Origin of the sequence: Burkholderia mycopellens (assembly GCF_964265025.1) — a bacterium.
In the GTDB taxonomy this organism is placed as follows: Bacteria; Pseudomonadota; Gammaproteobacteria; order Burkholderiales; family Burkholderiaceae; genus Burkholderia.
In genome coordinates this window covers 580,468-604,810 of sequence record NZ_OZ183803.1, presented here as the reverse complement: position 1 = coordinate 604,810, position 24,343 = coordinate 580,468, and the positions used below count along the sequence as shown (strand labels likewise).

Sequence of the window (24,343 nt, the reverse complement as noted above, 5' to 3'; positions counted from 1 at the left end):
ACGGCGGGCGTGCCGCCCGCTCACCGATACTGACGAAACGCCGCCGGCAGCGATTATCGGCGGCGTTTTTCATGCGTTCGTCAGCCGCTGTTCACTTCTCGCTTCAAACGCTCGACGTCCACGTGCATCAGGTAGTTCGTGATGTTCTTCCAGATCGGATGGAACCCGTAGCCGCCGTGCTGCAGTTCATCGAGCGCCTGCTCGCGCGTCCAGCCCTGGTACACCATCCGGTACAACGCCGACACGAGGCCGGTACGATCGGCGCCGTGCTGGCAGTGGATCAGCACCGGGCCGTCCTGGTCCGCCGTGCGCAGCGCCTTCAGCGCGGTGACCATGTCTTCGTCGCGAATGTCCCATGTGTTGATCCGGATGCGCTGCATCTTGATCTGCGTGCCGGCCAGGATGCTGTCGTCCGCGTGAAACGAACGGAAGCTGATGACCTTGCGGATGCCGAGCTTCTGCAGCTCCGGCACGTCCGAGCGCGACAGCTGGGCACTGCGATACAGCGTCGGCGTGATGCGGTGCAGGTTGTTCACATGCGCATCGGTCACGCCCTGCGCCCACTTGATCGGCCGGGCGGACACCTCGGAAGCCGGGTCCGCCTCGGCCGGCTGCACGAGTCCGGCAAGCGTGGCGGCGATCGCGGCAATGACGGCGATTTTCATGTCGGGTCAGGGCTCAGTAAAATGCGCGCTTGCGCTCGCGGGAAAGCATGAACAGCACGATCGCGGCGGCGCTCATCGTCCAGTAGTCCGTCGGGGCCACGCCCAGCCAGTGGATATGCCATGGCACGTTGGCCGGATTGAAGCGGGCCAGGCCGTAAGCCGGATTCAGCACGAACCACAGGAAATCCTCGGTCAGCCAGAACACCATGATGCACGCGATGATGCGGGCTTCGATGCGCCACGACCATCGTCCATTGAACACGGCCGGCAGGTGAAAGAACAGCGCGACGAACGGGAACACCCATGCGTGGTAGCCGGTCATCGGGCGCCCGCCCCAGAAGATGTCGAGCAGCCAGTGATGCTCGATGCGCCACGTCGGCAGGTTGGCGGCCCAGCCCGCGCTGCCTTCGATCTGGATCTCCACGTTCGCGAAGAAGTACGCGAGCAACATGACCCACGCGACGACGAACACCGTATGGCGCGTCGGCACAAAACGCGCGCCGCTCATGCGGCCGGCTCCAGGCCCAGCACGCGATCGAGCACGAAGCGGCCGGCGAGCGGCCGCCCGAGCGGCGCGAGACGGCGGCGCATGTCGGCGAGACGCTCCGGCGTCTGCAGCAACGCACGGATCCGGTAGACGAGCGCATCGTCGTCGATCGCCTTCAGCGCGACACCCTGTTCGAGCAGGAAATCCGCATTGCGCTCTTCCTGGCCCGGAATCGGCGAGTTGACGATCATCGGCAACTGCATCGCGAGACATTCCGACGTCGTCAGCCCGCCCGGCTTCGTGATCACGAGGTCGGCACAGGCCATCAGGCGTTCGACCTGCTGCGTGAAGCCCTGCGGAAACAGCCGGCCCGGATACCGCGCGGCCAGTGCCTGCAACGACGCCAGCATCGCCTTGTTCTTGCCCGCCAGCGCGATCAGCTGGAAGTCGGCATCCATCTCCAGCAGGCGCGCGGCCAGTACGTCGAGGCCGCCGAGGCCGGCGCCGCCGGACATCATCAGGAACGTCGGGCGCGCGGGATCGAGGCCGAATTCGGCCGCGCAGGCCGCGCGATCGAGCGGCTGGCCGAACGCCGGCATGATCGGAATGCCGCTGACGTGCACCGATTCCGGCGCCATGCCGCGCGCATGCATGCGCCACGCGATCTCGTCGTTGGCAGCGAAATAGCCGCGCATGTTCGGCACGACCCACATGCTGTGCAGGTCGAAATCGGTGACCTGCACCCACACCGGCGTGTCGACGCGCCCCTTGCGGATCTCGCGCGACAGCAGTTCAGCCGGCAGGAAGTGCGTGCAGATGATCGCGTCCGGGCGCTGCCGTTCGATCTCCGCGAGCAGGGTCCGGCAATTGAGCCGCTCGATCGCGCGCCGGATCTTCTGCGACGGCGCGGCGGGATCGACTTCGTCGGTCTTCTGGTACAGGTAGCCCCACAGCGCCGGCTGGCTGCTGACGAGCTTGATGTAGAGATCGGTGTAAAGCTTGCGAAAGCCGGTGGACACGAAATCCATCACGTCCAGGTGGGTGGCTTCGATGCCGGCGGGATGGTGGTCGGCGAACGCGCGGATCGCTTCGGCCGCGCGAGTATGGCCGGCGCCGGCGCTGACGCTCAGGAGGAGGATCTTCTTGCTTGGCTTTGACATCTGACTGACCGTTTCGATGAAGGGGGTCCGGAGGCGGGTTCGCAGCGGCGCGCTCACGCGGCGGCGGTTTGCGTCCGGTGTGCAACAAGCCTGGCCGATCTTCGGCGGTGCGGGCGGGCGGTTACAGCGAAGCGATCGCCCGCATCGACTGCGGAATCATACTGCGTTCGGTCGATGGCGCCTGGATCGGGGAGGCAGTCAGGCAGTCAGGCGGCCAGGAAAGATGGATGGCGTGGCATGCGACCAGTGGCCGGCATGGCGGCTCGGCGCGTCACCGGCTGACGCCCGCTCACGCGTGCGAACGGGGCTCGGCATTCGGCGCGAGCCACGTGCTCGTGCGCGATTGGTTTGGCATCCTCACATGTCGGTTCGGCAAAGGCGATGCATCGGCCGGCCGTGTCCCACGTGCTCCCGAATCAGGGTGTTGCGCCACCCTGCTTGCGCATCCGCTTCCCACGAATGATCGGGTTCCATCGCGACGTCAGGCTCATCGCGCCTTGCAGGCGTTCGAACGCGACGTCCTCTTTCGGCCCGAATCGGCTGACCGCCGGCCATGCAAGCACGTGATCGAGCCACGCCTGCCACTCGTCACCGTGAAAGCGGCGACCGACTTCTCGGACGGCGTCCGGTGCCGCGATCACGACGCCCGCCAGCAGGGAGTAGGCCCAGAAGCTGCCCGCACCGACGAGCTGATCGAGCCTGCACACGGGTAACGCCGCGAGCAGCCCGTCCACCGACGCGAGATCGGCGCGATGCGTGCGGATCGCCCGCGCCACGAGGTTGTGCTGACCGCCATACGCGGCAATGGACGTTCCGTTGCCGGCGGCGAGCACGGCCGAGAACGTCACGAGCGCAGCCATCTCGTCGATGCGCGATGCATCGTCGCGCGGCCCGCACGCGCGCAGCACGATCGCGTCGATGACGGCGCCAGGCAAGGCCGACGTTGCTCCACTCGCCGCCGCGACGACGGCCAGCCTTTCTCTCAGGCTCTTCGCAGGCGGCAAGCCGTCCTGCGCGCCCTTTTCATGTTCGGGACATTCGCAGTCGCCGCTCCCGTTATATTCGGCAGAGCGCCTGGAGTAGCCAAGCACTCACCAGGCCGGGCTCACCGATTGCACCGTCCAGATCGTGTTCGACCAGGTTGAGACCGGCATCCTCGATCGCCCCGCTCGTCGCGTGGCGGCTCTGTCGCGACAACCCGCTCGACCAGCCGTGCCGGATGCGTGCACCGGTTGTCTGTTCGGCCGACAGCAGTCTTTCCAGTGTGTCCGCGACGGAGTCTGATGGTGTCGAAATCGGGCGAAACAGGCAGGCTTGCGGCTTGAGCTACCTGAATGACGACGAACGCGATGACGTACCATCAGATCGACGGCGGCTTGCCATACTGGTATTCGGCAACATCTGGGACACTCCAGTTCATGCTCATGAGATTGTCATTCCGGTTCCGCTGGCGATGACCTCACTGCCACATTCGGTGCGGCAGCGGTTGAGTGCCCAAGGGCGGCCGCCTTCGCTGTAGCCTTCGCCGGATTCGACGATACGGTTGTCGCCGTGCTCGGGGCACGACACGATATCGTGATGCAGGGCGCACCTTGCAGCCGTCGAGGGTGAAGGTCAACGAGGCGGTTTTTGACGACGCCTCCGTGTGTGGTGGGGTCGCCAAGGCGAACGGGGATTTTCATCAGCAGGGGATCCGTGGGTTAAATGCATGCGTGGATACGGTTGCACGCGCCCCACGGCGAGACCGGAATTTCCGACGGCGATCGACGGCCTCCGACTCTCGCGCAGCGGTCATGGGTAGAAGCCAAGTGGAACCGCACAACCCGTCACGAACGTCAAGACAAGCATCGAGTACAAGATTTGCAGTCCTATTTTTCTCATTTAATTTTCTCCTTCGCTGAATGGTAGTCATGCGCTTCACGGTGTCGGAGGCGCGTCGGGATTTGTAGGTTTGAGCGAAGAATCGCAGGTGATTCGATCTTGGCCGGAGGGTGTCGAGGCTCCCCGAAGGTAGTTCGGGCGCTTGGATTCCGCAAAACTGGATCCTCTGATTCCTGGAGGATAAGGCTTGCTGAGATCGATTCCATAAACCATTGGGTACTCGCGCACATATGCTTCCGACTCGTCAGCGTAGTCGTTTTTCGCAACAAAAAGCCTTACATTCAAGACTGCGAATGTATACCGCTTCGAATCATCGAACGGTCTAACGCTATGATCTGCGTTGAGGATGCGGCCTTGAAAATTCTCGAAGCGACCTCGCCCCAGGTACTTTCGGATACCCATACGCGTGTCGTTGTAGTAGCTCTCTCCGTGATTGCAGTCCCGATAGCGTTCAAGTGTTAAAAACCGGTGATCGTCGATCCGGTAGATCGGTCTGCGGCGGTGAGTCGTATGGCAATTCCTTGAGCGTCGAACTCCTGAAATCGCTCAGTTTGAAGGTCGGTCGCTGCGGCTGCTGCGTTGCGCGGCCCTGCATCAGCACAATCGAGGCAATCACCGTCACGCGGTATATCACCGTAACTGGCTTCGCGAATGTCTTCTGATCCATTCGTCCTATTGCACCAACGGTGCATCGGGATTCGTCGGTTTGAGCGACGAATCGCACGTGATTCGATCTTGTCCGGAAGGTGTGAAAATTCCTCGAAGGAACTGAGGTCGTTTCGACTCAGCAAAGCTATCTCCCTTAACGCCAGCCGGGTATGGTCGACTCAAATCAATACCATTAATCATTGGATATTCCAAGACATACACATCATTTCCGGCGGATTTTTCCGCGATATATAACTTTTCTTTTGTTACGGCGAATGTATAGTTTTTTGAATCATCGAACGGTCTAAAGCTATGATCTGCGTAATCCCCGACGAGAAACGTCCGCCCACCATCTGTTGAGTACCAAAAAGGAACCACACAACCTTTCTCACCATTACCGCAAAATGCTCGCGGCGGATACGCCAGCGGCAAAACGATGTTCATTCCCGTTGGATCTGCGTTGATGATGCGGCCTTGAAAATTCTCGAAGCGACCTCGCCCCAGGTACTTTCGGATACCCATACGCGTGTCGTTGTAGTAGCTCTCTCCGTGATTGCAGTCCCGATAGCGTTCAAGTGTCACAAACCGGTGATCGTCGATCCGATAGATGGTCTGCGGCGGTGAGTCGTATGGCAATTCCTTGAGCGTCGAACTCCTGAAATCGCTCAGTTTGAAGGTCGGGCGCTGCGGCGGCTGCGTTGCGCATCCCGATGTCAATACGACCAGCGCTATCACAACCGAGAAGGACTTCATGCCGATCCCCCATACTGCTGCCGAACGAGACGCTCACCGTCCAGCCTGCTTTGCTCCTCGGCCACCGTGTCCCAATCGATGAGAGTCGGCCTGACGACAGTGTCTGGCACACCGCTCTCGAGGTACGGATCCGTACCCTGGGTCCAGTCAGCCAGTTTCATCAAGGACGTCCAGAAGGACGGCATCTCATAGGAATCACAGAATCCGACGGGAAGATCGTAGGCCACCACACGCGCCATGAATGCCTGATGCTGAGGCAGCGTGCTGTGATTGGTTGGCTCGGCCTTGTAGGTGTCACGTCGCTCAAGCATTTCATCCTGACTTTCAAGCCGGACCCCACGCCTGGACGTATAAATATCCTCCGTCGTCACGTTCAGCTTCGGTTCATAGATTGATCGATTGAAGCGGTAGTCCTTGTCGGCATAGCTACCGGTGTCTGGGTCATTCGGATTCACTTTCCACTCTCCCATTTGAGGAGCATCTGCACGAGACTCTTCAAAGTTCTTCATCTCGTCGGCCGTGACCGGCTGCGGTACCCGCTCGGCATTGATCGTGACCGTCTTGTCGGGATGCGGAACCGCCCAAAGCGTCAAGAGAGGGGGAATGATGTTCCGGTTGCCGTTCCAGAAGTCGCTCGGCTTTGCACCTGGAACCAGCTTATCCTCTGGCGTTGGCGGCAGCGTGCCGAACTTCTTTACGCCTGGCTCATCGCCGACCGGCGTACCGCGCGCCAGCATGCGCTGCTTGACGGTATCTCCCAAATCCTTGAGCAGTTCGTCATCCACACCTTGCCAGCCGATACTCTTCAGCGGTGCAGCCCCCATCACCCGATCATGCGGCGTGAAGTACACGTACAGTCGGCCATGATTGTCACGTTCGTGTATGCCGGACCGACGCTTGTTATCGGGCCGCCAGAAGTCCATGTCTTCGGACGCGCCACATTGAAGCTGCTGCATCTGCGCTTCGGTCATGACACGTTTGTCCCGCTTTATGCGCAACGCAATGTTCCGAAACGTATTGACACGAGCCGCCTCAGTCGGACGATCGGGGCCGCATGAAAGGGCGTCGGTGATCTTGTCGTCAAGTGCATAAGGCGAGTTCATCACGAACAGGGCATCCGGCGCGCGCGTCGTACATAGTGCAGTGGCCGCCATCGCGATCATGGTGCCCTGGCTGTGCGACATGACCGTCACGGTATCGCGCGGGCATTTGTCTCTGATCCTGTCGATCAGTTTCGCCAACCGTTGTGCCGCGTGTGCATAGTAGCTGCGCGGTGGTGCGTCCTGAAGCTGACGATCTGCCTCGGTATTCAGGGTTTCCATATCAAAACCGAGGACATGGCGTTTGAAGCCAGCGTCGCTCCACAACTGCTGGAGGTTGTTCGTACCGTTCTGAAATGGGCCGCCTCCCCAAAACCACGGTCCCGGCGGGGCATTACTCCCTAACCATGAACCGTTTTCATCTGTACAGTGGCGCGCCCAGAAATCGGCATCGTTCTGATTGCGCAACGGGACACGCCATTTGCGCTCGTTTCCAGAGGTTGCACTGTAGCCCCAGAAGAACCGGATTACAGGAGAATGTCCAACCCACTTCGGGTCAATCCGTCGCGGGATAGATCGATCCGTCGCTTTATCGAAAGCGATATATTTATTTTCTTTTAGTTTCGTACCTTCTGGGCGATTCAATCGTTCGTTCAATCCTTCACACAGTGCCTTCTCGGCCTCGTTATACCACTCCCCCGTCGAATTGACGCCATGCACGAAAATGATCACCCCCGGCATATGCGGCGGAATCCGGCACTCCGCCCGCACCTCGAAGCTGGTCGGCGTGTGATAGGACTCCCAAAAAGGTTGCCCAAGATGATCACGCTGCATCGGCACGATCCGGGTGGCGGTATGAAGCCGAAACGCCTCCGGAGCAGCGGCATTGTCGGCTGCCGCGTTATCGTCAGACGAAATGTTCCGTTCGGTCATGTATCAAGCCCCTCGTCTTTCTTCAGCAGCAGCTTGAGACCCTGCGCGACATCCTGTCGACTCAGCGAGGTTTCGCCTTTCTCGTCGGTAACGCCCTCGACGATCTGCCCATCCGCAAGCCGTATCCGGTATGCCCGGTTCGCCACCGGCCGGCCGGTGATGTGATCGGTCAGAATGAAGCGCTCGTCGTTTGGAATGCCGACCTGCCCGAATTTCGGCAGCGGGAGCGACAGCGCACCCGGCCCTTCCTTCTGAATCTCGATGATCTTCAGGATCAGGCAGCCGGCCCCGCCAATCTCCACATTGTCTCCCTGCACCTTGACGTAGGCCGACCCGCCTCCGCTCAGAACGACGCCATTGGCAGCATTCATGGTCGCGGTGCCATCGGCGCTCGTGATACGCATGTCCTTCTGGGCGACCAATTCCATCGCATCCGACTGCGCCTAAATCTGCACCTTCCCTCGCGCCGCATGGAGCCTCGCACCCATCTTGTGAGCAAACAGCGACAGGACGCCTCCAGCCGCGATCGCAACATTTCCGATCGCATTCACGCTGAACCTGGCCGACGTGGCCACGCTCACATCCTTGCCTGCAGAAACCATCACGCGGTCCGGTGTCGCCATACCGATGCCATGTGGCGCCGACAACGCAATGACGGCTTTCTTCAATCCCGTCAATTCGTCTTTCAACCATGCGTTCGCCGCCCGCAGGTCCGCGGTAAGTGGATTGATTCCGGTTGCTACTCAAGTGTGCAAAGCTCGTCACGATGCCGTGGACGGACCGTGCCGACTCAGGCTCACTCCAGCGGTCGCGAGGAGGAGGCTGAATGACGAACCTGCACGGCCTGTTCAAGAATTCGATCCGTGACAGATCGTGTTCGGGATCCGTAAACTGGATCGTGAATTTCGTCGGCTCACCTATGCCGGACGTACCATCAAACGCAAAGATATCCGCGAGCGCGGCACGCTTTGCCTGAGGCATATCGAGACGGTAGAACTGGTGAACGTCGATACCGCCACGCACGCCGGCATCGACAAGGACATTGCTCGTGGCCAAGGATTTTTCTCGTAGTCAAACATTTTTGAATTGATCCCGGCAAGACCTTAATCTACGAAACTAAAAAATCAAATAGAACCTGTTCGAAAATTCAATTAAACGAAGAACTGGAAGTCGGACAGAATCTGCGTGTCACTCGGGCTTCCTTTCAACCCCACCGAGCCGAACCATCCCACCACCCTGCTTGCGCATCCGCTTCCCACGAATGATCGGGTTCCATCGCGACGTCAGGCTCATCGCGCCTTGCAGGCGTTCGAACGCGACGTCCTCCTTCGGCCCGAATCGGCTGACCGCCGGCCATGCAAGCACGTGATCGAGCCACGCCTGCCACTCGTCGCCATGAAAGCGGCGACCGATTTCCCGGACGGCGTCCGGTGCTGCGATCACGATGCCCGCCAGCAGGGAGTAAGCCCAGAAGCTGCCCGCGCCGACGAGCTGATCGAGCCTGCACACGGATAACGCCGCGAGCAGCCCGTCCACCGACGCGAGATCGGCACGATGCGTGCGTATCGCCCGCGCCACGAGGTTGTGCTGACCGCCATACGCGGCAACGGACGTTCCGTTGCCGGCGGCGAGCACGGCCGAGAACGTCGCGAGCGCAGCCATCTCGTCGATGCGCGATGCATCGTCGCGCGGCCCGCACGCGCGCAGCACGATCGCGTCGATGACGGCGCCAGGCAGCGCCGACGTTTCTCCACTCGCCGCCGCGACGGCGGCCAGCCTGTCTCTCAGGTTCTTCACAGGCGGCAAGCCGTCCTGCGCGCCCTTTTCATGTTCAGTGCTTTCGCCGTCATCGCCCCCGTTGCCTTCGACACCGCCGGCAATTCGCTCGAGCGCGGCCCAACCGATATCGGGGTCGTCGAATGCGCAGGCATCGATCGCGCCGTGCGCGGTGTCGAACACGGCGCGCGAGCCGGGGCAGCTGCGTTCGGCTTCGGCGAGTTGCTGCATCGAAGGCACATGCGAGCACGCGCCGCGCGGGTCGGTCAGGTCGCATGCGCAGATGCCGCCGTCCGAGGCGATCCACGGCGCGAGCCGGTGAAGCATCGCCGTCGCTTCTCGGGACAGGCTCGCGCCAGCCCGCATGCGTATCGCGTGAGACGTGATGACGGTCGTGTCGTCAGCGTCACCCGCCTTCGTCGCGCACGCGGCAGCGTCGAGTCGGTCGATCAGGTACTGCAACCACGCGGCCGTGCGCAGCCGGTCAGGCGTCGCGCCGCGGGCATCTCCATACTTTGCTGGATCGGTAAGCATGGGTCTTCCGGGAGTATTCTGGCCAATTGGAATAGGGTTAATTCGGTCGAATCGGCTGGCGCGGTACGCCGTGCCGACCCGCAAGACCCCACGCGTCGGATCGCGACACGTGTGGTCAGCCTGTCGCCACGCTGATCCGGGCGACGGCTCGAAAACGTCTAAGAAGCGGAAATCCGCGTCCATCCCGCGCCGCCTTCGTGCGCGGCAAGCACGCCGCTTCGATCGGCGGCGCTTACTGAACGTGGGACTTCGGCGACATGATGACCGTGCCGTTCACCGTGCAATCCGGCGTCAGCACGGCGTGGTTGAACGTCGCCATACAGTTGATCGGACCGACCGCCCCCTTCTGGAGCGACGTGATGCCCGTCGCCGAAAACGGTTCTCCGTTCGGATTCATCGGCAAGCCATCTGCTCGCGAAACGCTCACTGCGAATGCGGGTGCGGCCGAAATCGCGGTAAATGCGACTACGGCAACCAGCGATGCAGTTGGACGAATCTTCATCTGTCCGGCCCTCTCTCTTGATGTATGGCGGCCTTACACGAGAAACGCGACCGCTCTGCCCATTGAATCCGGCCGTCGCGCCGATACACGCGACGGCACGGACCCATCGAAACCGCGAATACCCGCCGCACCTACCGCACGGCCCTCGCGCGCGGCGGGCATCCTGCTTCGATCCGCGACGCTTACTGCACGTGGAACTTCGGCGACGTCAGGACCGTGCCGCCCACCGTGCAATCCGGCGTCAGCACAGCGTTGTTGAACGTCAGCGACGAGTTCGAATCGCTCCACGCCGTCACGACCTTGCTCGGCCCGCAAGTGCCGAGCAGCGTCACGGTCACCTTCGCGTTATTGATCGACAGCTGTGTCGTGCTGTCAGCCTGCCCCGTCCACGGCGACGCGCTGCTCGCGCTTCCGGCGATGAGGCCGCAGGTCCCGCCGCCGGTGAACTGCGTCGACGTGATGTTGACGATGCCGGTCGACGTGATCGTGCCGTTGAAGGTCGCGGTACAGGAAGCGCTGATCGATCCCTTGCTGAGATTCGTGATCCCCGACGCCGAGAACGGCTCGCCATTCGGGTTCATCGGCTGGCCGTCGGCACGCGAAACGGTAACGGCGAAAGCAGGCGCGGCCGAAACCGCGGTGAAAGCCACTGCAGCAACAAGCGATACGATTTTGCGAATGCTCATTTGAACTGCCCCCTCTCTTCACAAATGGCGGCATGCCGCCAGGAACGCGACCTCCCGGCCGGAAGGGTCCGGCCAACCGGTCGCAGGAAGCCGCCGGCGCGCGTCATGCGCGCCGGACGGCTCAGAACTTGTAGGAAATCCCGACGAACGTGATCAGCGGATCGGCCTTCAGCCGCGTGCGCGTGGTGGCGAGCGTCGAGCCGTCGGCCGCCTTGATCACGAGCGACGAGTAGGTCTTCAACGGCATGTACGTCAGCGTTGCCGTGAGCCCCCAGTGCTTGTCGATTGCATAGCTCGCGCCGACGTTGTAGACCGGCGTGAACGACGACGACGCCTTGCCCTCCACTGACGTCGGCCCCGGCTTGCCTGCGCCGGCCGCGAGTACGCTGCCGAGGTTCTCGTTGATGTCCTTCGCGAAGTTGCCATTCAGCTCGATGTTGCTGAACCAGCTGTAGGCCACGCCGATCCCGACGAACGGCCGGAACCGCGCCGTCGGCGAATTGAAGTAGTACTGCAGAATGACCGTCGGGCTCCACTGCCGCGCGTTCTTCACCGCCGGCTGGTTCGCCGGATCGTCCATGTTGACGCTGCCGAGCGCGCCGGCCGGGCCGGGCGGCCGGATCGTGCCGTGCCCGGTCAGCGTGAACTCGGGCGGCACGCCGAGCACCGACGTGACCGCGATATGGTCGGTGAAGAAGTGCGTGAGCGTGAGGCCGACCGTATCGGCGTTGTTGACCGTCAGGCTCGTGCCCGGCGACGTGAACGACCCGGGCAGGCGCAGCGGCCCGTTGATCGGCATGCTCGCGAGATTCGTCGTCAGCCCGTTGGTCGAATCCTGCGGCATGATGTGCAGCCAGCCCAGCGTCGCGACGTTGTCGCCCGCCTGCTGGGCCGATGCGAGCGTCGACACGCCTGCGACGACACCCGCGACAATCAGCTTCTTCATGAAGTCTCCCCTCATTCTGTCCGGGCGCCGCGCACCTGCGCGCGGCGCCACCGTGTCTCCATCCTGGCGTGCGTCACTGCACGAATGCGCCGACCGTGAAGTACGGGTTGCTCGTATCGTTCATGTCGAGGAACCCGAATACGCCGCCGGTGAACACGAACTTGCCGGTCGCCGGCCCCGACGCCGCGTCCGCATGCACGGTCGTGACGACACCGGGCACCTTCTGCGTGTAGTCGAGGTTCAGCGCGCGCGTGAGTGCGGCCTGCGACGCATTGAACGGATCGAGCAGCGTGGCCTGCGCGCCGACGAGCGCGGTCGCGCGGTAGTTGAATGCGCTGTCGACACCCGTGTACTCGCCGTTCTGCGAGCCTTGCGCGATCGCCGTCTGCGGGCTCAGGAACGAGATGCCCGATTCGTCGTCCGCGCTCGGCGGGCCTTGCGTGAGGTCCGCGTTGGCAGCACCGGTGCGGATGAAGATCGGCACGAGCTGGTTGCGCAGCTTGCCGACGATCAGGATCCCCTTGCCGGCCTTCGCCGGATCGGCCGCGGCGAGCGTCGGCGGAATCTGCGGCAGGTAGTTGAGCGACTGGAACGCCGGCGCATCGGGCCGCAGCGTGAACGGCTGGTTCACGGTCGCGCTCGACGCGAGCGGCTGCCCGCCGTTCTTCTTGCCGAAGTTGTCGGTTTCGACGTAGCTGCCGTCCGCATTGATCGTCACCTGCTGGTCGAGCGCCACCGGCTGGAAGTTCTGCGACGGCACCTGGTGATAGCCGAGCTGGTTGTACTTGCCGGCGATCTTCGTCAGGTCGGTTTCCAGCGACGAGAAGCTGATGAACGGGTAGTACGGGAACGTCGTCTGCGCAATCTTGCCGACGCCGATCACGCCGTTGAACTGGATCGTCGCGCCGGGAATCGCGCCGCCCAGCACGCCTTCGCCGAGGAACAGCCGCGCGGGCCGGTTCGGGTCGAGGCTCGCGTTCTGCATCCGGAACGTGCACTGGTTCAGCTTCACCGTCGGCAGCCCCGTTTCGTCGCCGAGCGTGCCGTCGACCACGTTGGCCGGCGCCGTGTCGCGGGTCGGCTGCACGGTACCCGTGGTGCTCGGCACCGGCGATGCGAGATACGTCATCCGGTACGTCATCTTCGTCGTATCGAGCTGCACCTTCACGAGCTCGCCCGACCCCGATCCGCCGATGAACACCGTGTTGTAGTCGATCGTCTGCGGGCACAGCCGGACCACCGGCGCGGGCGGCGGGTCGCCGTCTCCGCCGCAGGCGGCCAGCACGGGCGCGAGCGACGCCGCGGCCATCCATTGTTTCAAATTCATAGGAATCCTCTTGAAATTCGATTCGCCGGCGGCGACGCGTGCGCCGCCGGTGTTACGTGTTCAGTGCAGGGTCACTGGACGAACGCGCCGACCGTGAAGAACGGGTTGACCTGGCTGTTGTTGACGACCATCGCGTAGACGTTGCCGGCCGTCACGATCCAGCCCTTGTCGCCCTTCTTGAAGATCGCCACGTTGCCGCTGGCGCCCTTCGCGTTGAAGTCGCTGTTGGCCGTGACCGCGATCTTGCCGGGCGATGCCTGCGTATAGTCCAGCCCGAACTGAGCCGTCTCCGACGACGTCTGCGGATCGATGAATGCCGCGGTATTGCCCTGGAAGAGCGTCGACGTGTAGTTCGCCGCGATGGTCGATACGGCGGTGCCATCGGTACAGTTGCCGGCAGACGGCGTGAAGTAATTGAAACTGGTGTTGAACACGCCCGGCAGGTCCGGATGCGGGATCATCGGGTCGAAGCTCGGTCGCGCAGCAGCCGCGTTGCTCGACGGCCCGTTGTTCGTCACCACACCGCACGCGGACGCGCTCGTCGCACCGATGAACCCGCCCTTCAGCACGTTGGCCGCAACCGGTTTGGAAGGCGCGAGCATCGAGATGCCGACTTCCGCATCGGCCACCGAACCGAACGGATTGCCCGGCGGGGCATACGCGTACCCTACACGGATCACCACCGGCACCAGTGCACCGTTCAGCTTGCCGACGATCATCACGCCATGGGCCTGGCTCGGCACGAGAAGCACGATCGGCTGCCCTTGGCCGGCCGACGGATACGGCTGCCCCGTCTGCGCATTGCTGACGAATACGTTGTCGGACGTGCCGTCCGCGTTCTTGCGCAACGTCCACGGCGTGCCGGTCGTCTGACACGAGTAGTCGCTGCCTTGCGTGATCGTGCACGAGCCGTCCGCATTGAGCGTCTGGTTCCAGTTCACGACGTCCGGCTGCCAGCCCTGCGGCGTGGTGGTCTGGAAGCCGGTGCCGGTCGGCGACAGGTGAATGCCGACTTCGTTGTATGCGCCGGCCACCTTCGTGAAATCCGTTTCCGTGTCGGTAAAGCCGATGAACGGATAGAAGTCGAACGTGCGCGACGGTACAGTACCGAGGAAGTAGCCCGGCACGACCTCGATCCCCTGGAACGCGATCGTCGCACCCGGAATCCCGCCGCCCACCACACCATTGCCGACGAACAGCATCGGCGGATCCGCGCGATTGATCGTCACCGAATACGTGCCGTCGCTCGTCGCGCCGCTGTCGAGCACGAATGCGCAGCGGTTCTGCTCGGCCGTCGGAAGATTGGTCGGATGATGGAATGCGCCGTTGATCGTCAGGCCGGCGCGCGTGTTGTTGATCTGCCCCGCCGACGTCGGCACCGACGAGTCGAGGAACTGCATCTGATAGGTGAGCTTCGTCGTGTCGAACTTCACCTTCACGTACTCGCCGCTGCCCGAACCGCCCGTATACGTCGTCGTGTAATCGAGCGCGTCCGGACACAGCTTCGTCACGACCGGCGGCGTCGTTTCAGCGCCGCTCGGCCCGCATGCGCTGCCCGAACATTGCGGCACATTGATCGGCCCCGGATCGTCGCCGCCGCCGCAACCGGCGACGAACGGCAAAGCGGCTACCGCGCACGACAGGATCGCCTTCCGCCATTCAGGAATGCAAATCATCAACCCCTCCTTTTCAGGTACGACAAGTCTCGTCCGGACAGGCTGCATGGCCCGCCGGTTGGTATCGCGCCGCAGCACGAACGCGCGGCGCATGACGATGCGCGCAAGACGGCCGCGATGCCGGTCAGGCAAATGCGGCACGCGCCGCGGCGGCAGGCAAGCGCTCTCCCGCGGCGCCGTCATGCGGCACGGCGCCGTCGGAACGATCGAAACGGGAAGTGGTTCGCCGCTACACGGCGATAGGGCAACGCAGGCATGCGATCTGCATCGCGCCTGCATTCAGCGAAAAAGCGGGAAACGGCAGTCCGACTGGCCCCGCGGATACGCGTCTCATCTATGGGTCTCCATCCGTACGCTTGATTCGTTATCGTGATGCGTCGTTTGTGGAGACTATGAGCGGACGATACCCACAAGTAAATGGATGCAGAGTTCCAAACGACCGAAACCGCGCAATCCTAGCGTTCATACGGTATTTGACAGATTTTCAAACAGCCTTCATTTTATTTGCTCAGACAAATACCCAAGCTGTATAACACGCGTTTGAACGGCGCCTGCCAATCCGCGCTTGGCCAAGCCAGTCGGGCCTGAGCCGCTCGCATGCATGTTGCGGCGCAACCTTACACATCGATGATCGCGAGCGTGCCGTGGCTGCCCGGCAGCACCGCGTGAAGGGTTCCGGCAAGCGCCAGGTACATCTGCCCGGCCTCGACCACGACCGTCTCGCCCCCGACCTCGAGCATCATCCGGCCGTCCAGCACCAGCAATCCCTCGTTGTAGTCGTGCACTTCCGCTTCATAAGCCTGCGCATCCATGCGCAGCACCTTGATCCTGGCCGGCCCGACCTCGCCGACGATCGTGGATGTCCACGCGACGGCCTGCGCCGCCGCCACGGTTTTGAAATCGATCAAAGCCATGTGCCCCGCTCCGCGAACGATGAGAGGGACGCATTATCGCGAGCGCCGCGCATGCCGTCCCGGTACGGCGCGGCGGCCTTCGGGCGGCACAGTCGGCCGGCCGGTCGCGCGGCGGCCGAGCCGAGACCCGATCGCTGCCCGATTCGCCGAAAACGGCGTAAATTGTTCGCGCATCGCAAATAAAGCGCCGCGTTATTCAGCAACACACGGTCAATTCGTGCAAATCCGGCACCGGCAACGCACGCCCTTTCCACGAGCATGCATTTCTATCTACCGATTGCTAATATGGCGGTCCCGCGATCCCGCACTACAACGCCGTTCGACATGACGCCCGTTCGCCATGCCGTCCCCGATCCCGGCCGCTTCGCGAGCGGCGGCGATGCCGGGCACGCGCGGCACACACCGTCGCGCCGGCCGGCCATGCCATCCGTGAGCATGCAACCGATCCTTTCCGTCTCCGATCTTTCCAAGACCTACGCGTCCGGCTTCCAGGCGCTGAAGCACGTGACCCTCGACATCCGCCCCGGCGAGATCTTCGCGCTGCTCGGCCCGAACGGCGCCGGCAAGACGACGCTGATCGGCTCGATCTGCGGCATCGTCACGCCGACCGAAGGGCGCGTGACGGTCGGCGGCCACGACATCCGCGATCAATACCGCGCGGCCCGTGAAATGATCGGCCTCGTGCCGCAGGAACTGACGACCGACGCGTTCGAAACCGTCTGGGCGACCGTGTCGTTCAGCCGCGGCCTGTTCGGCAAGGCGCCCAATCCCGCGCATATCGAGAAGACGCTGAAGGCGCTGTCGCTGTGGGACAAGCGCGACAACAAGCTGATGACGCTGTCGGGCGGCATGAAGCGCCGCGTGATGATCGCGAAGGCGCTGTCGCACGAGCCGCGCATCCTGTTCCTCGACGAACCGACGGCCGGCGTCGACGTCGAGCTGCGCCGCGACATGTGGAAGCTCGTCGATTCGCTGCGCGAGAGCGGCGTGACGATCCTGCTGACCACGCACTACATCGAGGAAGCCGAGGAAATGGCCGACCGGATCGGCATCATCCTCGGCGGCGAGCTCGTGCTCGTCGAGGAAAAGCATGAGCTGATGCGCAAGCTCGGCAAGAAGCAGCTCACCGTGCAGCTCGAGCACCCGCTCGCCGACGTACCGCCCACGCTCGCGCCGTTCGGGCTCGAACGCGCGGACGACGGCGCCGCGCTCGTCTACACGTACGACTCGCAGCGCGACGACGCGAGCATCGCGAAACTGATCAACGCGCTCGGCTCGGCCGGCATCGGCTTCCGCGACCTGCACACGACGCAGAGCTCGCTCGAGGATATTTTCGTCAGCCTGATCGACAACCGCCGCAACGGCATGCAAGGAGCCTGACGCATGAACCTGCATGGCATCCGCGCGATCTACCGCGCAGAAATGGCCCGCACCCGCCGCACGCTGATGCAGAGCATCATCGCGCCGGTGATCTCGACGTCGCTGTATTTCGTGGTGTTCGGCTCCGCGATCGGCTCGCGCATCAGCGACGTGAACGGCATCGGCTACGGCTCGTTCATCGTGCCGGGCCTCGTGATGCTGTCGCTGCTGTCGCAGAGCATCTCGAACGCGTCGTTCGGCATCTACTTCCCGCGCTTCACGGGCACGATCTACGAGATTCTCTCCGCACCCGTGTCGTACTGGGAGATCGTGATCGCGTATGTGGGCGCGGCCGCGTCGAAGTCGATCCTGCTCGGCGTGATCATCCTCGCCACGGCCGGCCTGTTCGTGCCGCTGCACATCCTGCATCCGTTCTGGATGGTGCTGTTCCTCGTGCTGACGGCGATCACGTTCAGCCTGTTCGGCTTCGTGATCGGCATCTGGGCCGACAGCTTCGAGAAGCTGCAACTCGTGCCGCTGCTGATCATCACGCCGCTCACGTTCCTCGGCGGCAGCTTCTATTCGGTCGACATGCTGCCGCCCGCGTGGCGCGTCGTCACGCTGTTCAACCCGATCGTCTACCTGGTCAGCGGCTTCCGCTGGTCGTTCTACGGCATCGCCGACGTGCACGTGGGCGTCAGCCTCGGCGCGACGTCGCTGTTCCTCGTCATCCTGCTGGCGATCGTCGCGTGGATGTTCCGCACCGGCTACAAGCTGAAGAACTGACGCAATACGGCGCCCCCCCGCGCCGCCGCCGATGACGCATTTGGGCAAGCAGGCGGCGCTTTTCCTCTGATATGGCATTTTGTGGTCGCGTCTACTGAAGATGAAGCATCGGGGCCGCGAAGCACGCGCTTCGCGGCCCCTTTTCATTTCAGAGGACGCCATGCCCGCCGCCACCGCTCCCGCCTCCGCCGCCGCCCGGCTCGAACGCCTGCCGTTCTCCGGCTATCACAAGCGGATCTTCTTCATCATCGCGATCGCGTTCTTCTTCGACTCGGTCGACCTCGGCACGATGACCTTCGTGCTCGGCTCGATCCGCAAGGAGTTCGGCCTGTCGACCGCGGCCGCCGGCCTCGTCGCGAGCGCGAGCTTCTTCGGGATGGTGCTCGGCGCGGCCGTCGCCGGCCTGCTCGCCGACCGCTTCGGCCGCCGGCCCGTGTTCCAGTGGAGCATGGTGCTGTGGGGCGCGGCCTCCTATCTCTGCTCGACCGCGCAGAGCGTCGACGCGCTGATCGTCTACCGCGTGCTGCTCGGGATCGGGATGGGGATGGAATTCCCGGTCGCGCAGACCTTGCTGTCCGAATTCGTGCCGACCGAGAAGCGCGGCCGCCTGATCGCGCTGATGGACGGCTTCTGGCCGCTCGGCTTCATCACGGCCGGCATCGTCGCGTACTTCGTGCTGCCACAGTTCGGCTGGCGCACCGTGTTCGCGCTGCTCGCGATTCCCGCCGTGTTCGTGCTCGTCGTGCGCCGCATCGTGCCGGAATCGCCGCGCTGGCTCGAGCATGCGGGCCGGCACGCGGAAGCCGACACGGTGATGCACACGATCGAGGCGAAGGTGATGCGCTCGGCCGGCGTCACCACGCTGCCGCCGCCGTCGCGGCTTGCCGAGCCGGTCGCCGCCCGCGGGCGCGGCGCGCTGCGCGAGATCTGGAGCGGCGTGTACCGGCGCCGCACGGTGATGGTGTGGCTGCTGTGGTTCTTCGCGCTGCTCGGCTTCTACGGCCTCACGTCGTGGCTCGGCGCGCTGCTGCAGCAGGCCGGCTTCGAAGTCACGAAATCGGTGTTCTACACGGTGCTGATCTCGCTCGGCGGCGTGCCGGGCTTCCTGTGCGCGGCGTGGCTCGTCGAGCGCTGGGGGCGCAAGCCGACCTGCATCGCGTCGCTGCTCGGCGGTGGCGCGATGGCATACGCATACGGCCAGAGCGCGCTGTACGGCGGCAGCATGGCGCTGCTGATCGGCACCGGCCTCGCGATGCAGTTCTTCCTGTTCGGGATGTGGGCCGCGCTGTACACGTACACGCCGGAGCTGTACGGCACCGGCGCGCGCGCGACGGGCTCGGGATTCGCATCGGCGATCGGGCGGGTCGGCTCGCTGATCGGGCCTTACGTGGTCGGTGTCGTGCTGCCCGTGTTCGGCCAGGGCGGCGTGTTCACGCTCGGCGCGCTGTCGTTCGTCGCGGCCGCACTCGCCGTGTGGACGCTCGGGATCGAAACGAAGGGGCTCGCGCTGGAACAGCTCGCTGCGGGCGATGAAGCGGGTGGCGGCGGCCGGTACGCGGCCGCGGCGGACAAGGTGTCCTGAGCGCCCGGTCAGCCTGGGTGTTCTTGGTGGCCGGGACGGCGTTCAGTGCCGTGCCCGGCTGGCCGCTGCTTGAACTGACAGGATTCGCGGCCAGCCCGTGCCGATCTTCACGAAGCATGTCCATCAATGGGATGCGCTGGTCGTGTATCTGCCGGCGTACCAGGCGCTGCTGTCGTCGGACATCCTGATGCGCTTCGGCGACGAAGCCGCCGCCGACCCGCTGCCGGCGTTCCTCGATTCGATCCGGCGCTCGGACTACCTGCCGTCGCTCGCACACCTGGCGAGTGCGGTGCGCCGGACCCAGGCGCTCGATCTCGACGTCATCCTGCCGATGCACAGCCCGGTGATCACGCACGACATCCCGCGCGTGCTCGGCGGCGCGATCGCGCATTGCGACGCCGCCGCCGCATAAGCCGCGGAGTCGGCAATCCGACGGCGGCGCAGCAGGTTTCGAGCAGGTCCCGGTCAGGCGCCGGCGACGACGAACTCTTCGGCCGCCTTGCGCTGCACCGCGGCCATCACCGCCAGTTCGCGCTTGCTGCGCGCGTCGCCGGACACGACACCCGTTGCGTTCTTCGCCTTCGCACCCAGCGGGAAAAAGACAAACGACGCTCCGGCCGGAGCCGCCGGCTCGGCGCGCAAGCGCTTGTTCAGGATTTTCAGGTACTTCTTCTTCGAGACTTCCTTAGCAGCCATGGCGTCCTCCGCGTGAACGTGGTGAGGATCAGCATACCAGTTTTGGCGACAGGCTCCGCTGCAAGGCCCGCCGGAGCGCAGTCAGCGAAAATTCATCGGACCCGATGTCGATTCGCGTCGCCGTCGCGCGTCGTGTTGTCGTAACCGATCGTCTTGCCGTCGGCACGGCCGGCGGCGCCCCCTCCCCTCATTCCATTCAAGGAGAGTCTGCCATGCGCGTCCTGGTAATCGTCAAGGCCACCGCCGATTCCGAATCCGGCCGGATGCCCGACCCTGAAATGATCGCCGCGATGGGCCGGTTCAACGAGGAACTGGCGCAAGCCGGCATCCTGCTTGCCGCCGACGGGTTGCATCCGAGCATGCGCGGCAAGCGCGTGCACTTCGCCGGCAAGAACCGCACCGTCATCGACGGCCCGTTCGCCGAGACGAAGGAACTCGTCGCCGGCTTCTGGCTGTGGCAGGTGAAATCGATGGAAGAAGCGGTCGAATGGGTGAAGCGCTGCCCGAACCCGATGCCGGGCGACTCCGACATCGAGATCCGCCCGCTGTTCGAGGCTGAAGACTTCAGCCCGGCCTTCACGGCCGAGTTGCAGGAGCAGAAAGCGCGGCAGCGCGCGCAAGCCGAGGCCGGGAAACACGCATAAGCCGGGCGACGCTCGACGGTTTCGCACGACCGTCGGGCGCCGCGTCTACCCGCTGGTGCGTGCGCGCCTCACGCGCGTTTGCGCAGCACCGCGAGCCGCTCGACCGCGCCGCCGGTCACGTCCCTGAACATTCCGGCATTGCCGTACGCCCGCGCGGCGAGCATCGCGCCATAGACCAGCGACACGAACGTCGCGGCCTCGGTCTGCACCGACACGCCCGGCTGCACGATGCCGTCCTTCATCCCTGCCTCGAGCACGCGCACCAGCCACGCGGCAAGGTCATCGAAATGCGCCTTCACCGCCCGCGCGACTTCGTCAGGCAGCGCCGGCAGTTCTGCGCCGAGCATGCCGGCGACGCAGAACGGCGCGCTGTCGTCCGTGATACAGCGTTCCCAGTAGCCGAGGTATGCGCGCATCTGCACCAGCGCGTCGGCGCCGCTCGATTCGAGCAGCGCCATGTCGGCATCGAAGTTCGCCTGCGACTGCTGCAGCACGGCGACCGCCAGATCCGCCTTCGTCGGAAAGTGGTGGTGAATGCTCGCCTTCCGGATGTCGATCGCGTCCGCAATGTCCGCATAGCTGAATCCGCTGTAGCCGCGCCGCATGATCAGTTGCCGCCCGGCTTCGAGAATGCGGGCCGCCGTGCTGTCACCCGTTACCGTCATATTTGCCTACCATCTAGTCGGACGAAAAACAGGGATAGTTTACCGCCCTGAGATAGTCTTTTCCAGCCGCAATTTCTCCTTGCTCCGCCGCCCTACCTACTAGTAGGATGACTCCATCGACAAACAAGACGCCTGTCGATATCCGACGGTTCCCTACCTTGTCTTTCTTCTGGAGAATGAAAATGAAGCGCTTGTCCCAAGTCCGCCAGATCGCGGCCGCTGTCGCGTTGTCCGCCGCCGCACTCGGCTCTCATGCGGCGGTCGCCGCCCCCGTCAAGAACGTCGTGCTGGTCCACGGCTACTTCGCCGACGGCTCGGGCTGGCAAGCCGTCTCGAACATCCTGACGCGCGACGGCTACAAGGTTGCCGTCGTGCAACAGCCGGAAACGTCGTTCGACGACGACGTGAAGGCGACCCGCCGCGTGGTCGACGCGCAGGACGGCCCGAGCATCCTCGTCGGCCACAGCTACGGCGGCGCGGTGATCACCGAGGCCGGCAACGACGACAAGGTCGCGGGCCTCGTCTACGTGGCCGCGTTCCAGCCCGACACCGGCGAAAGCCCGCTCGACCTGACCAAGAAGACGCCGCCCGCGACGAAGGCGATCAAGGCCACCGAAGACGGCCATCTGGTGTTCGACGAAGCGTCGTTCCACGCCGACTTCGCAGCCGACGTGCCGGCCGCCGAAGCGAAATTCATGGCGATCTCGCAAGTGACGCCGGCCGCGCAGTCGTTCGGCGTGCCGATCACGCACGCCGCCTGGCGGACGAAGCCGAGCTGGGCCGTGGTCGCCACGGCCGACCGCGCGATCAACCCCGAGCTCGAACGCTTCATGACGCAACGCGCCGGCAGCAAGACGATCGAACTCAAGTCGAGCCACGTCGCCTACCTCTCGCACCCGGCCGAAGTCGCGAAGCTGATCGAACAGGCTGCCAAGGGGGCCGGCAAGGAGTGAGGCAGCCCATCGCCCGAATCCCGCCGTTGACGCTGCCCGCCGAGTAACGTATCGTTTTGATACGTTACTCGGCGAGATCCCTCCGTCATGCATTCCCGCTTCGACCGTTTCCGCACCACCGCGCTCGGCGCCCAGCTCGAAGCGTTGATCGCGCAACCCGAGCGCTACGCCGAATTCGCGGCACTGTCGCGCGTGGGCGTCGCCGCGATCGGCGCGGTTCAGCACGAGATCGCGCACAAATTCCCCGAAATCGAAACCGACACGACCGCCCGCCAGTTCTGCGGCGCGATGGTCGCGGAAATCATGCGCCGTCACGGCCACGACGTCGTGCAGGCACGCGGACGGCTCGGCGGCACGCTGTTCAGCTATGGCGCGGTGTTCAGCGCGTATCCGCAGGCGCTGCCATTCGCTGATGTGGTCGCCGCGCTGGCGCGCCTGCCTGATCGGCTCGCCGCGTATGCCGCACACGTGCCGGCCGCGCTGTGGACACGCCGCCCCGACGGCACGGGCTTCTCGCTCGTCGAGCACGCGTGCCACCTGCGCGATCTCGACGCGGTGTTCGCCGAGCGCATCGACGCCGTGCGCACGCTCGAACTGCCGGTGATCGCATCCGTCGACGGCACCGCGCTCGCCGCGCAACGCGACTATCTCTCACAGCGGCTTGATGCTGCCGTCGCAGCATTCCGCACGGGGCGGGCCGCGCTATGTGAAACCGCGGCTGCGCTGGCGCCGTCGCAACTCGCACGCTGCGGGCTGCGCGACGGCATCCGCCGCATGTCGCTCGACGAACTCGTGCGCGAGCTGCTCGACCACGACCGCACGCATGTGCTCGAACTCGACGAACTGCTCGCCGAACTCGGATTGCCGCCCCTTCCTTCCACGCCCGCCCCATGACCCAGCCCACGCCCGTCGTCTTCATCCACGGTTTCATCGGCACGCTCGACGTGCGCGGATGGAGCGGCCCGCATCTCGCCCCCGACCTGCTCGGCTACGGCGCGCATCGCGCGGTACCGTTCGACGCGATCACGCTCGCCGCGCAGGTCGAGCATGTGCGACACACCATCGATACGCACTTCGGCGCGCAGCCGGTCGATATAGTCGGCCACTCGGTCGGCGGCGCGATCGCGATGCTGTTCGCGCACGCGCACCCCGAACGCGTGCGGCGGATCGTCAACGTCGAAGGCAACTTCACGCTCGACGATGCGTTCTGGTCGGCGTCGGTCGGCCGCATGACGCCCGCCGAAGCCGACGCGATGCTCGACGGCCTGCGCGCCGATCCGCCCGGCTGGCTGCGCGGCGCGATCGACGCGCCATCGCCGGGCCTGCTCGACGACGCCCGCCGCTGGCTCGCGCATCAGCCGGCATCGACGCTGCGCGCGATGGGCCGCTCGGTCGTCGCGACGACAGGCGAGCCCGGCTATCTGCGGCGGCTCGCACAGGTATTCGAGCGTCACCCGGTCTGGCTGATGGCCGGCGAACGCTCGCGCGCGGGCTGGCACGTGCCCGACTGGGCACTCGCCCGCTGCGCCGGCTTCGACACGATCGAACGCTGCGGACACCTGATCCCGGCCGAACGGCCCGATGCGTTTCGCACGGCACTCGAGCGCATCGTGTCCGCGCCGGCCGCCTGACAACCCGTAGGATTCGCCGAAATATGGTTGAAAGGCGCGGTTGCTAGAGTCGCCCGAACAGGGTTTCCCGGCGCCCGGCGCCGAACGGGGTCGACACAT

The 24,343-nt window shown here is 64.2% G+C and carries 26 protein-coding genes and 2 pseudogenes; 9 read left to right on the top strand and 19 right to left on the bottom strand.

Annotated elements, in window-relative coordinates; translation table 11 throughout:
• Positions 1–80 precede the first annotated feature (80 nt).
• The 10 genes and pseudogenes from ACPTTC_RS21010 to ACPTTC_RS20965 form a co-directional block, all read right to left on the bottom strand.
• A complete protein-coding gene (locus ACPTTC_RS21010; protein ID WP_423393749.1) occupies positions 81–665 on the bottom strand; it encodes a dual specificity protein phosphatase family protein in 585 nt (194 codons plus the stop codon).
• 13 nt (positions 666–678) lie between these two features.
• Entirely contained in the window at positions 679–1,173 is a 495-nt protein-coding gene (locus ACPTTC_RS21005; protein ID WP_423393748.1) for a hypothetical protein, read from the bottom strand.
• Entirely contained in the window at positions 1,170–2,312 is a 1,143-nt protein-coding gene (locus ACPTTC_RS21000; RefSeq protein ID WP_423393747.1) for an MGDG synthase family glycosyltransferase, read from the bottom strand. The genes ACPTTC_RS21005 and ACPTTC_RS21000 overlap by 4 nt, the downstream gene beginning before the upstream one ends.
• A gap of 416 nt (positions 2,313–2,728) precedes the next feature.
• Positions 2,729–3,319 (bottom strand): annotated as a pseudogene (locus tag ACPTTC_RS20995) (hypothetical protein); the annotation flags it as partial.
• Between the two features lie 415 nt (positions 3,320–3,734).
• The gene (locus tag ACPTTC_RS20990; protein WP_423393746.1) at positions 3,735–3,881 is read right to left on the bottom strand and encodes a hypothetical protein; all 147 of its coding nucleotides are present in this window, start codon (positions 3,879–3,881) and stop codon (positions 3,735–3,737) included.
• 348 nt (positions 3,882–4,229) lie between these two features.
• Positions 4,230–4,673 carry a T6SS immunity protein Tli3 family protein gene (locus ACPTTC_RS20985; protein ID WP_423395690.1) on the bottom strand — a complete coding sequence of 148 codons (444 nt, stop codon included), beginning with the start codon at positions 4,671–4,673 and terminating at the stop codon, positions 4,230–4,232.
• Positions 4,645–4,860 carry a hypothetical protein gene (locus ACPTTC_RS20980; RefSeq protein ID WP_423393745.1) on the bottom strand — a complete coding sequence of 72 codons (216 nt, stop codon included), beginning with the start codon at positions 4,858–4,860 and terminating at the stop codon, positions 4,645–4,647. Before ACPTTC_RS20980 ends, ACPTTC_RS20985 begins: the two co-directional genes overlap by 29 nt.
• 5 nt (positions 4,861–4,865) lie before the next feature.
• Positions 4,866–5,594: a T6SS immunity protein Tli3 family protein gene (locus ACPTTC_RS20975; RefSeq protein WP_423393744.1), complete on the bottom strand. Its 729-nt coding sequence runs from the start codon at positions 5,592–5,594 to the stop codon at positions 4,866–4,868.
• Complete coding sequence (locus tag ACPTTC_RS20970) at positions 5,591–7,567, bottom strand: T6SS effector phospholipase Tle3 domain-containing protein (protein ID WP_423393743.1); 1,977 nt, start codon at positions 7,565–7,567, stop codon at positions 5,591–5,593. Before ACPTTC_RS20970 ends, ACPTTC_RS20975 begins: the two co-directional genes overlap by 4 nt.
• Positions 7,564–8,244 (bottom strand): annotated as a pseudogene (locus ACPTTC_RS20965) (DUF2345 domain-containing protein). The gene ACPTTC_RS20970 and the pseudogene ACPTTC_RS20965 overlap by 4 nt, the downstream one beginning before the upstream one ends.
• Positions 8,245–8,440: 196 nt before the next feature.
• Between ACPTTC_RS20965 and ACPTTC_RS20960 the strand changes: the two are divergent.
• Positions 8,441–8,638, top strand: coding sequence for a hypothetical protein (locus ACPTTC_RS20960; RefSeq protein WP_423393742.1), 198 nt, complete (start codon positions 8,441–8,443; stop codon positions 8,636–8,638).
• A gap of 117 nt (positions 8,639–8,755) precedes the next feature.
• Here the strand turns inward: ACPTTC_RS20960 and ACPTTC_RS20955 are convergent, their stop codons facing one another.
• From ACPTTC_RS20955 to ACPTTC_RS20925, 7 genes are all read right to left on the bottom strand, one after another.
• A complete protein-coding gene (locus ACPTTC_RS20955; RefSeq protein WP_423395689.1) occupies positions 8,756–9,877 on the bottom strand; it encodes a hypothetical protein in 1,122 nt (373 codons plus the stop codon).
• 232 nt (positions 9,878–10,109) lie between these two features.
• On the bottom strand, positions 10,110–10,379 hold the full coding sequence (locus tag ACPTTC_RS20950; RefSeq protein WP_423393741.1) for a hypothetical protein: 270 nt from the start codon (positions 10,377–10,379) through the stop codon (positions 10,110–10,112).
• Between the two features lie 182 nt (positions 10,380–10,561).
• On the bottom strand, positions 10,562–11,065 hold the full coding sequence (locus ACPTTC_RS20945; protein ID WP_069260616.1) for an activator protein: 504 nt from the start codon (positions 11,063–11,065) through the stop codon (positions 10,562–10,564).
• 121 nt (positions 11,066–11,186) lie between these two features.
• The gene (locus ACPTTC_RS20940; protein ID WP_089462135.1) at positions 11,187–12,011 is read right to left on the bottom strand and encodes an OmpW/AlkL family protein; all 825 of its coding nucleotides are present in this window, start codon (positions 12,009–12,011) and stop codon (positions 11,187–11,189) included.
• A gap of 73 nt (positions 12,012–12,084) precedes the next feature.
• Positions 12,085–13,338, bottom strand: a complete 1,254-nt coding sequence (locus tag ACPTTC_RS20935; RefSeq protein WP_423393740.1) for a DUF2957 domain-containing protein — start codon at positions 13,336–13,338, stop codon at positions 12,085–12,087.
• Between the two features lie 71 nt (positions 13,339–13,409).
• The gene (locus ACPTTC_RS20930; protein ID WP_423393739.1) at positions 13,410–15,014 is read right to left on the bottom strand and encodes a DUF2957 domain-containing protein; all 1,605 of its coding nucleotides are present in this window, start codon (positions 15,012–15,014) and stop codon (positions 13,410–13,412) included.
• Between the two features lie 617 nt (positions 15,015–15,631).
• On the bottom strand, positions 15,632–15,928 hold the full coding sequence (locus ACPTTC_RS20925; RefSeq protein WP_423393738.1) for a cupin domain-containing protein: 297 nt from the start codon (positions 15,926–15,928) through the stop codon (positions 15,632–15,634).
• Positions 15,929–16,363: 435 nt separating this feature from the next.
• Between ACPTTC_RS20925 and ACPTTC_RS20920 the strand changes: the two genes are divergently transcribed.
• The 4 genes from ACPTTC_RS20920 to ACPTTC_RS20905 all read left to right on the top strand — a co-directional run bounded on the left by ACPTTC_RS20920 (position 16,364) and on the right by ACPTTC_RS20905 (position 20,067).
• On the top strand, positions 16,364–17,308 hold the full coding sequence (locus tag ACPTTC_RS20920) for an ABC transporter ATP-binding protein (protein WP_423393737.1): 945 nt from the start codon (positions 16,364–16,366) through the stop codon (positions 17,306–17,308).
• A gap of 3 nt (positions 17,309–17,311) precedes the next feature.
• A complete protein-coding gene (locus ACPTTC_RS20915) occupies positions 17,312–18,073 on the top strand; it encodes an ABC transporter permease (protein ID WP_011354149.1) in 762 nt (253 codons plus the stop codon).
• Positions 18,074–18,233: 160 nt separating this feature from the next.
• Positions 18,234–19,655 (top strand): MFS transporter, encoded by a 1,422-nt coding sequence (locus ACPTTC_RS20910; RefSeq protein WP_423393736.1) that lies wholly within the window; start codon positions 18,234–18,236, stop codon positions 19,653–19,655.
• Between the two features lie 97 nt (positions 19,656–19,752).
• A complete protein-coding gene (locus ACPTTC_RS20905) occupies positions 19,753–20,067 on the top strand; it encodes a hypothetical protein (RefSeq protein WP_423393735.1) in 315 nt (104 codons plus the stop codon).
• Between the two features lie 53 nt (positions 20,068–20,120).
• Here ACPTTC_RS20905 and ACPTTC_RS20900 read toward each other — a convergent pair whose 3' ends face one another.
• On the bottom strand, positions 20,121–20,351 hold the full coding sequence (locus tag ACPTTC_RS20900) for a hypothetical protein (protein ID WP_027790668.1): 231 nt from the start codon (positions 20,349–20,351) through the stop codon (positions 20,121–20,123).
• A 212-nt stretch (positions 20,352–20,563) separates the two neighbouring features.
• Between ACPTTC_RS20900 and ACPTTC_RS20895 the strand changes: the two genes are divergently transcribed.
• Positions 20,564–20,995: a YciI family protein gene (locus ACPTTC_RS20895; protein WP_175954645.1), complete on the top strand. Its 432-nt coding sequence runs from the start codon at positions 20,564–20,566 to the stop codon at positions 20,993–20,995.
• A 68-nt stretch (positions 20,996–21,063) separates the two neighbouring features.
• Here the strand turns inward: ACPTTC_RS20895 and ACPTTC_RS20890 are convergent, their stop codons facing one another.
• On the bottom strand, positions 21,064–21,660 hold the full coding sequence (locus tag ACPTTC_RS20890) for a TetR/AcrR family transcriptional regulator (protein ID WP_423393734.1): 597 nt from the start codon (positions 21,658–21,660) through the stop codon (positions 21,064–21,066).
• A 182-nt stretch (positions 21,661–21,842) separates the two neighbouring features.
• Here ACPTTC_RS20890 and ACPTTC_RS20885 point away from each other — a divergent pair, with 182 nt between their 5' ends.
• The 3 genes from ACPTTC_RS20885 (at position 21,843) to ACPTTC_RS20875 (ending at position 24,244) form a co-directional block, all read left to right on the top strand.
• Positions 21,843–22,613, top strand: coding sequence for an alpha/beta hydrolase (locus ACPTTC_RS20885; RefSeq protein ID WP_175954649.1), 771 nt, complete (start codon positions 21,843–21,845; stop codon positions 22,611–22,613).
• A gap of 87 nt (positions 22,614–22,700) precedes the next feature.
• Positions 22,701–23,507, top strand: coding sequence for a DinB family protein (locus tag ACPTTC_RS20880; RefSeq protein ID WP_423393733.1), 807 nt, complete (start codon positions 22,701–22,703; stop codon positions 23,505–23,507).
• On the top strand, positions 23,504–24,244 hold the full coding sequence (locus ACPTTC_RS20875; protein WP_423393732.1) for an alpha/beta fold hydrolase: 741 nt from the start codon (positions 23,504–23,506) through the stop codon (positions 24,242–24,244). The genes ACPTTC_RS20880 and ACPTTC_RS20875 overlap by 4 nt, the downstream gene beginning before the upstream one ends.
• The last annotated feature ends 99 nt before the right edge of the window (positions 24,245–24,343 follow it).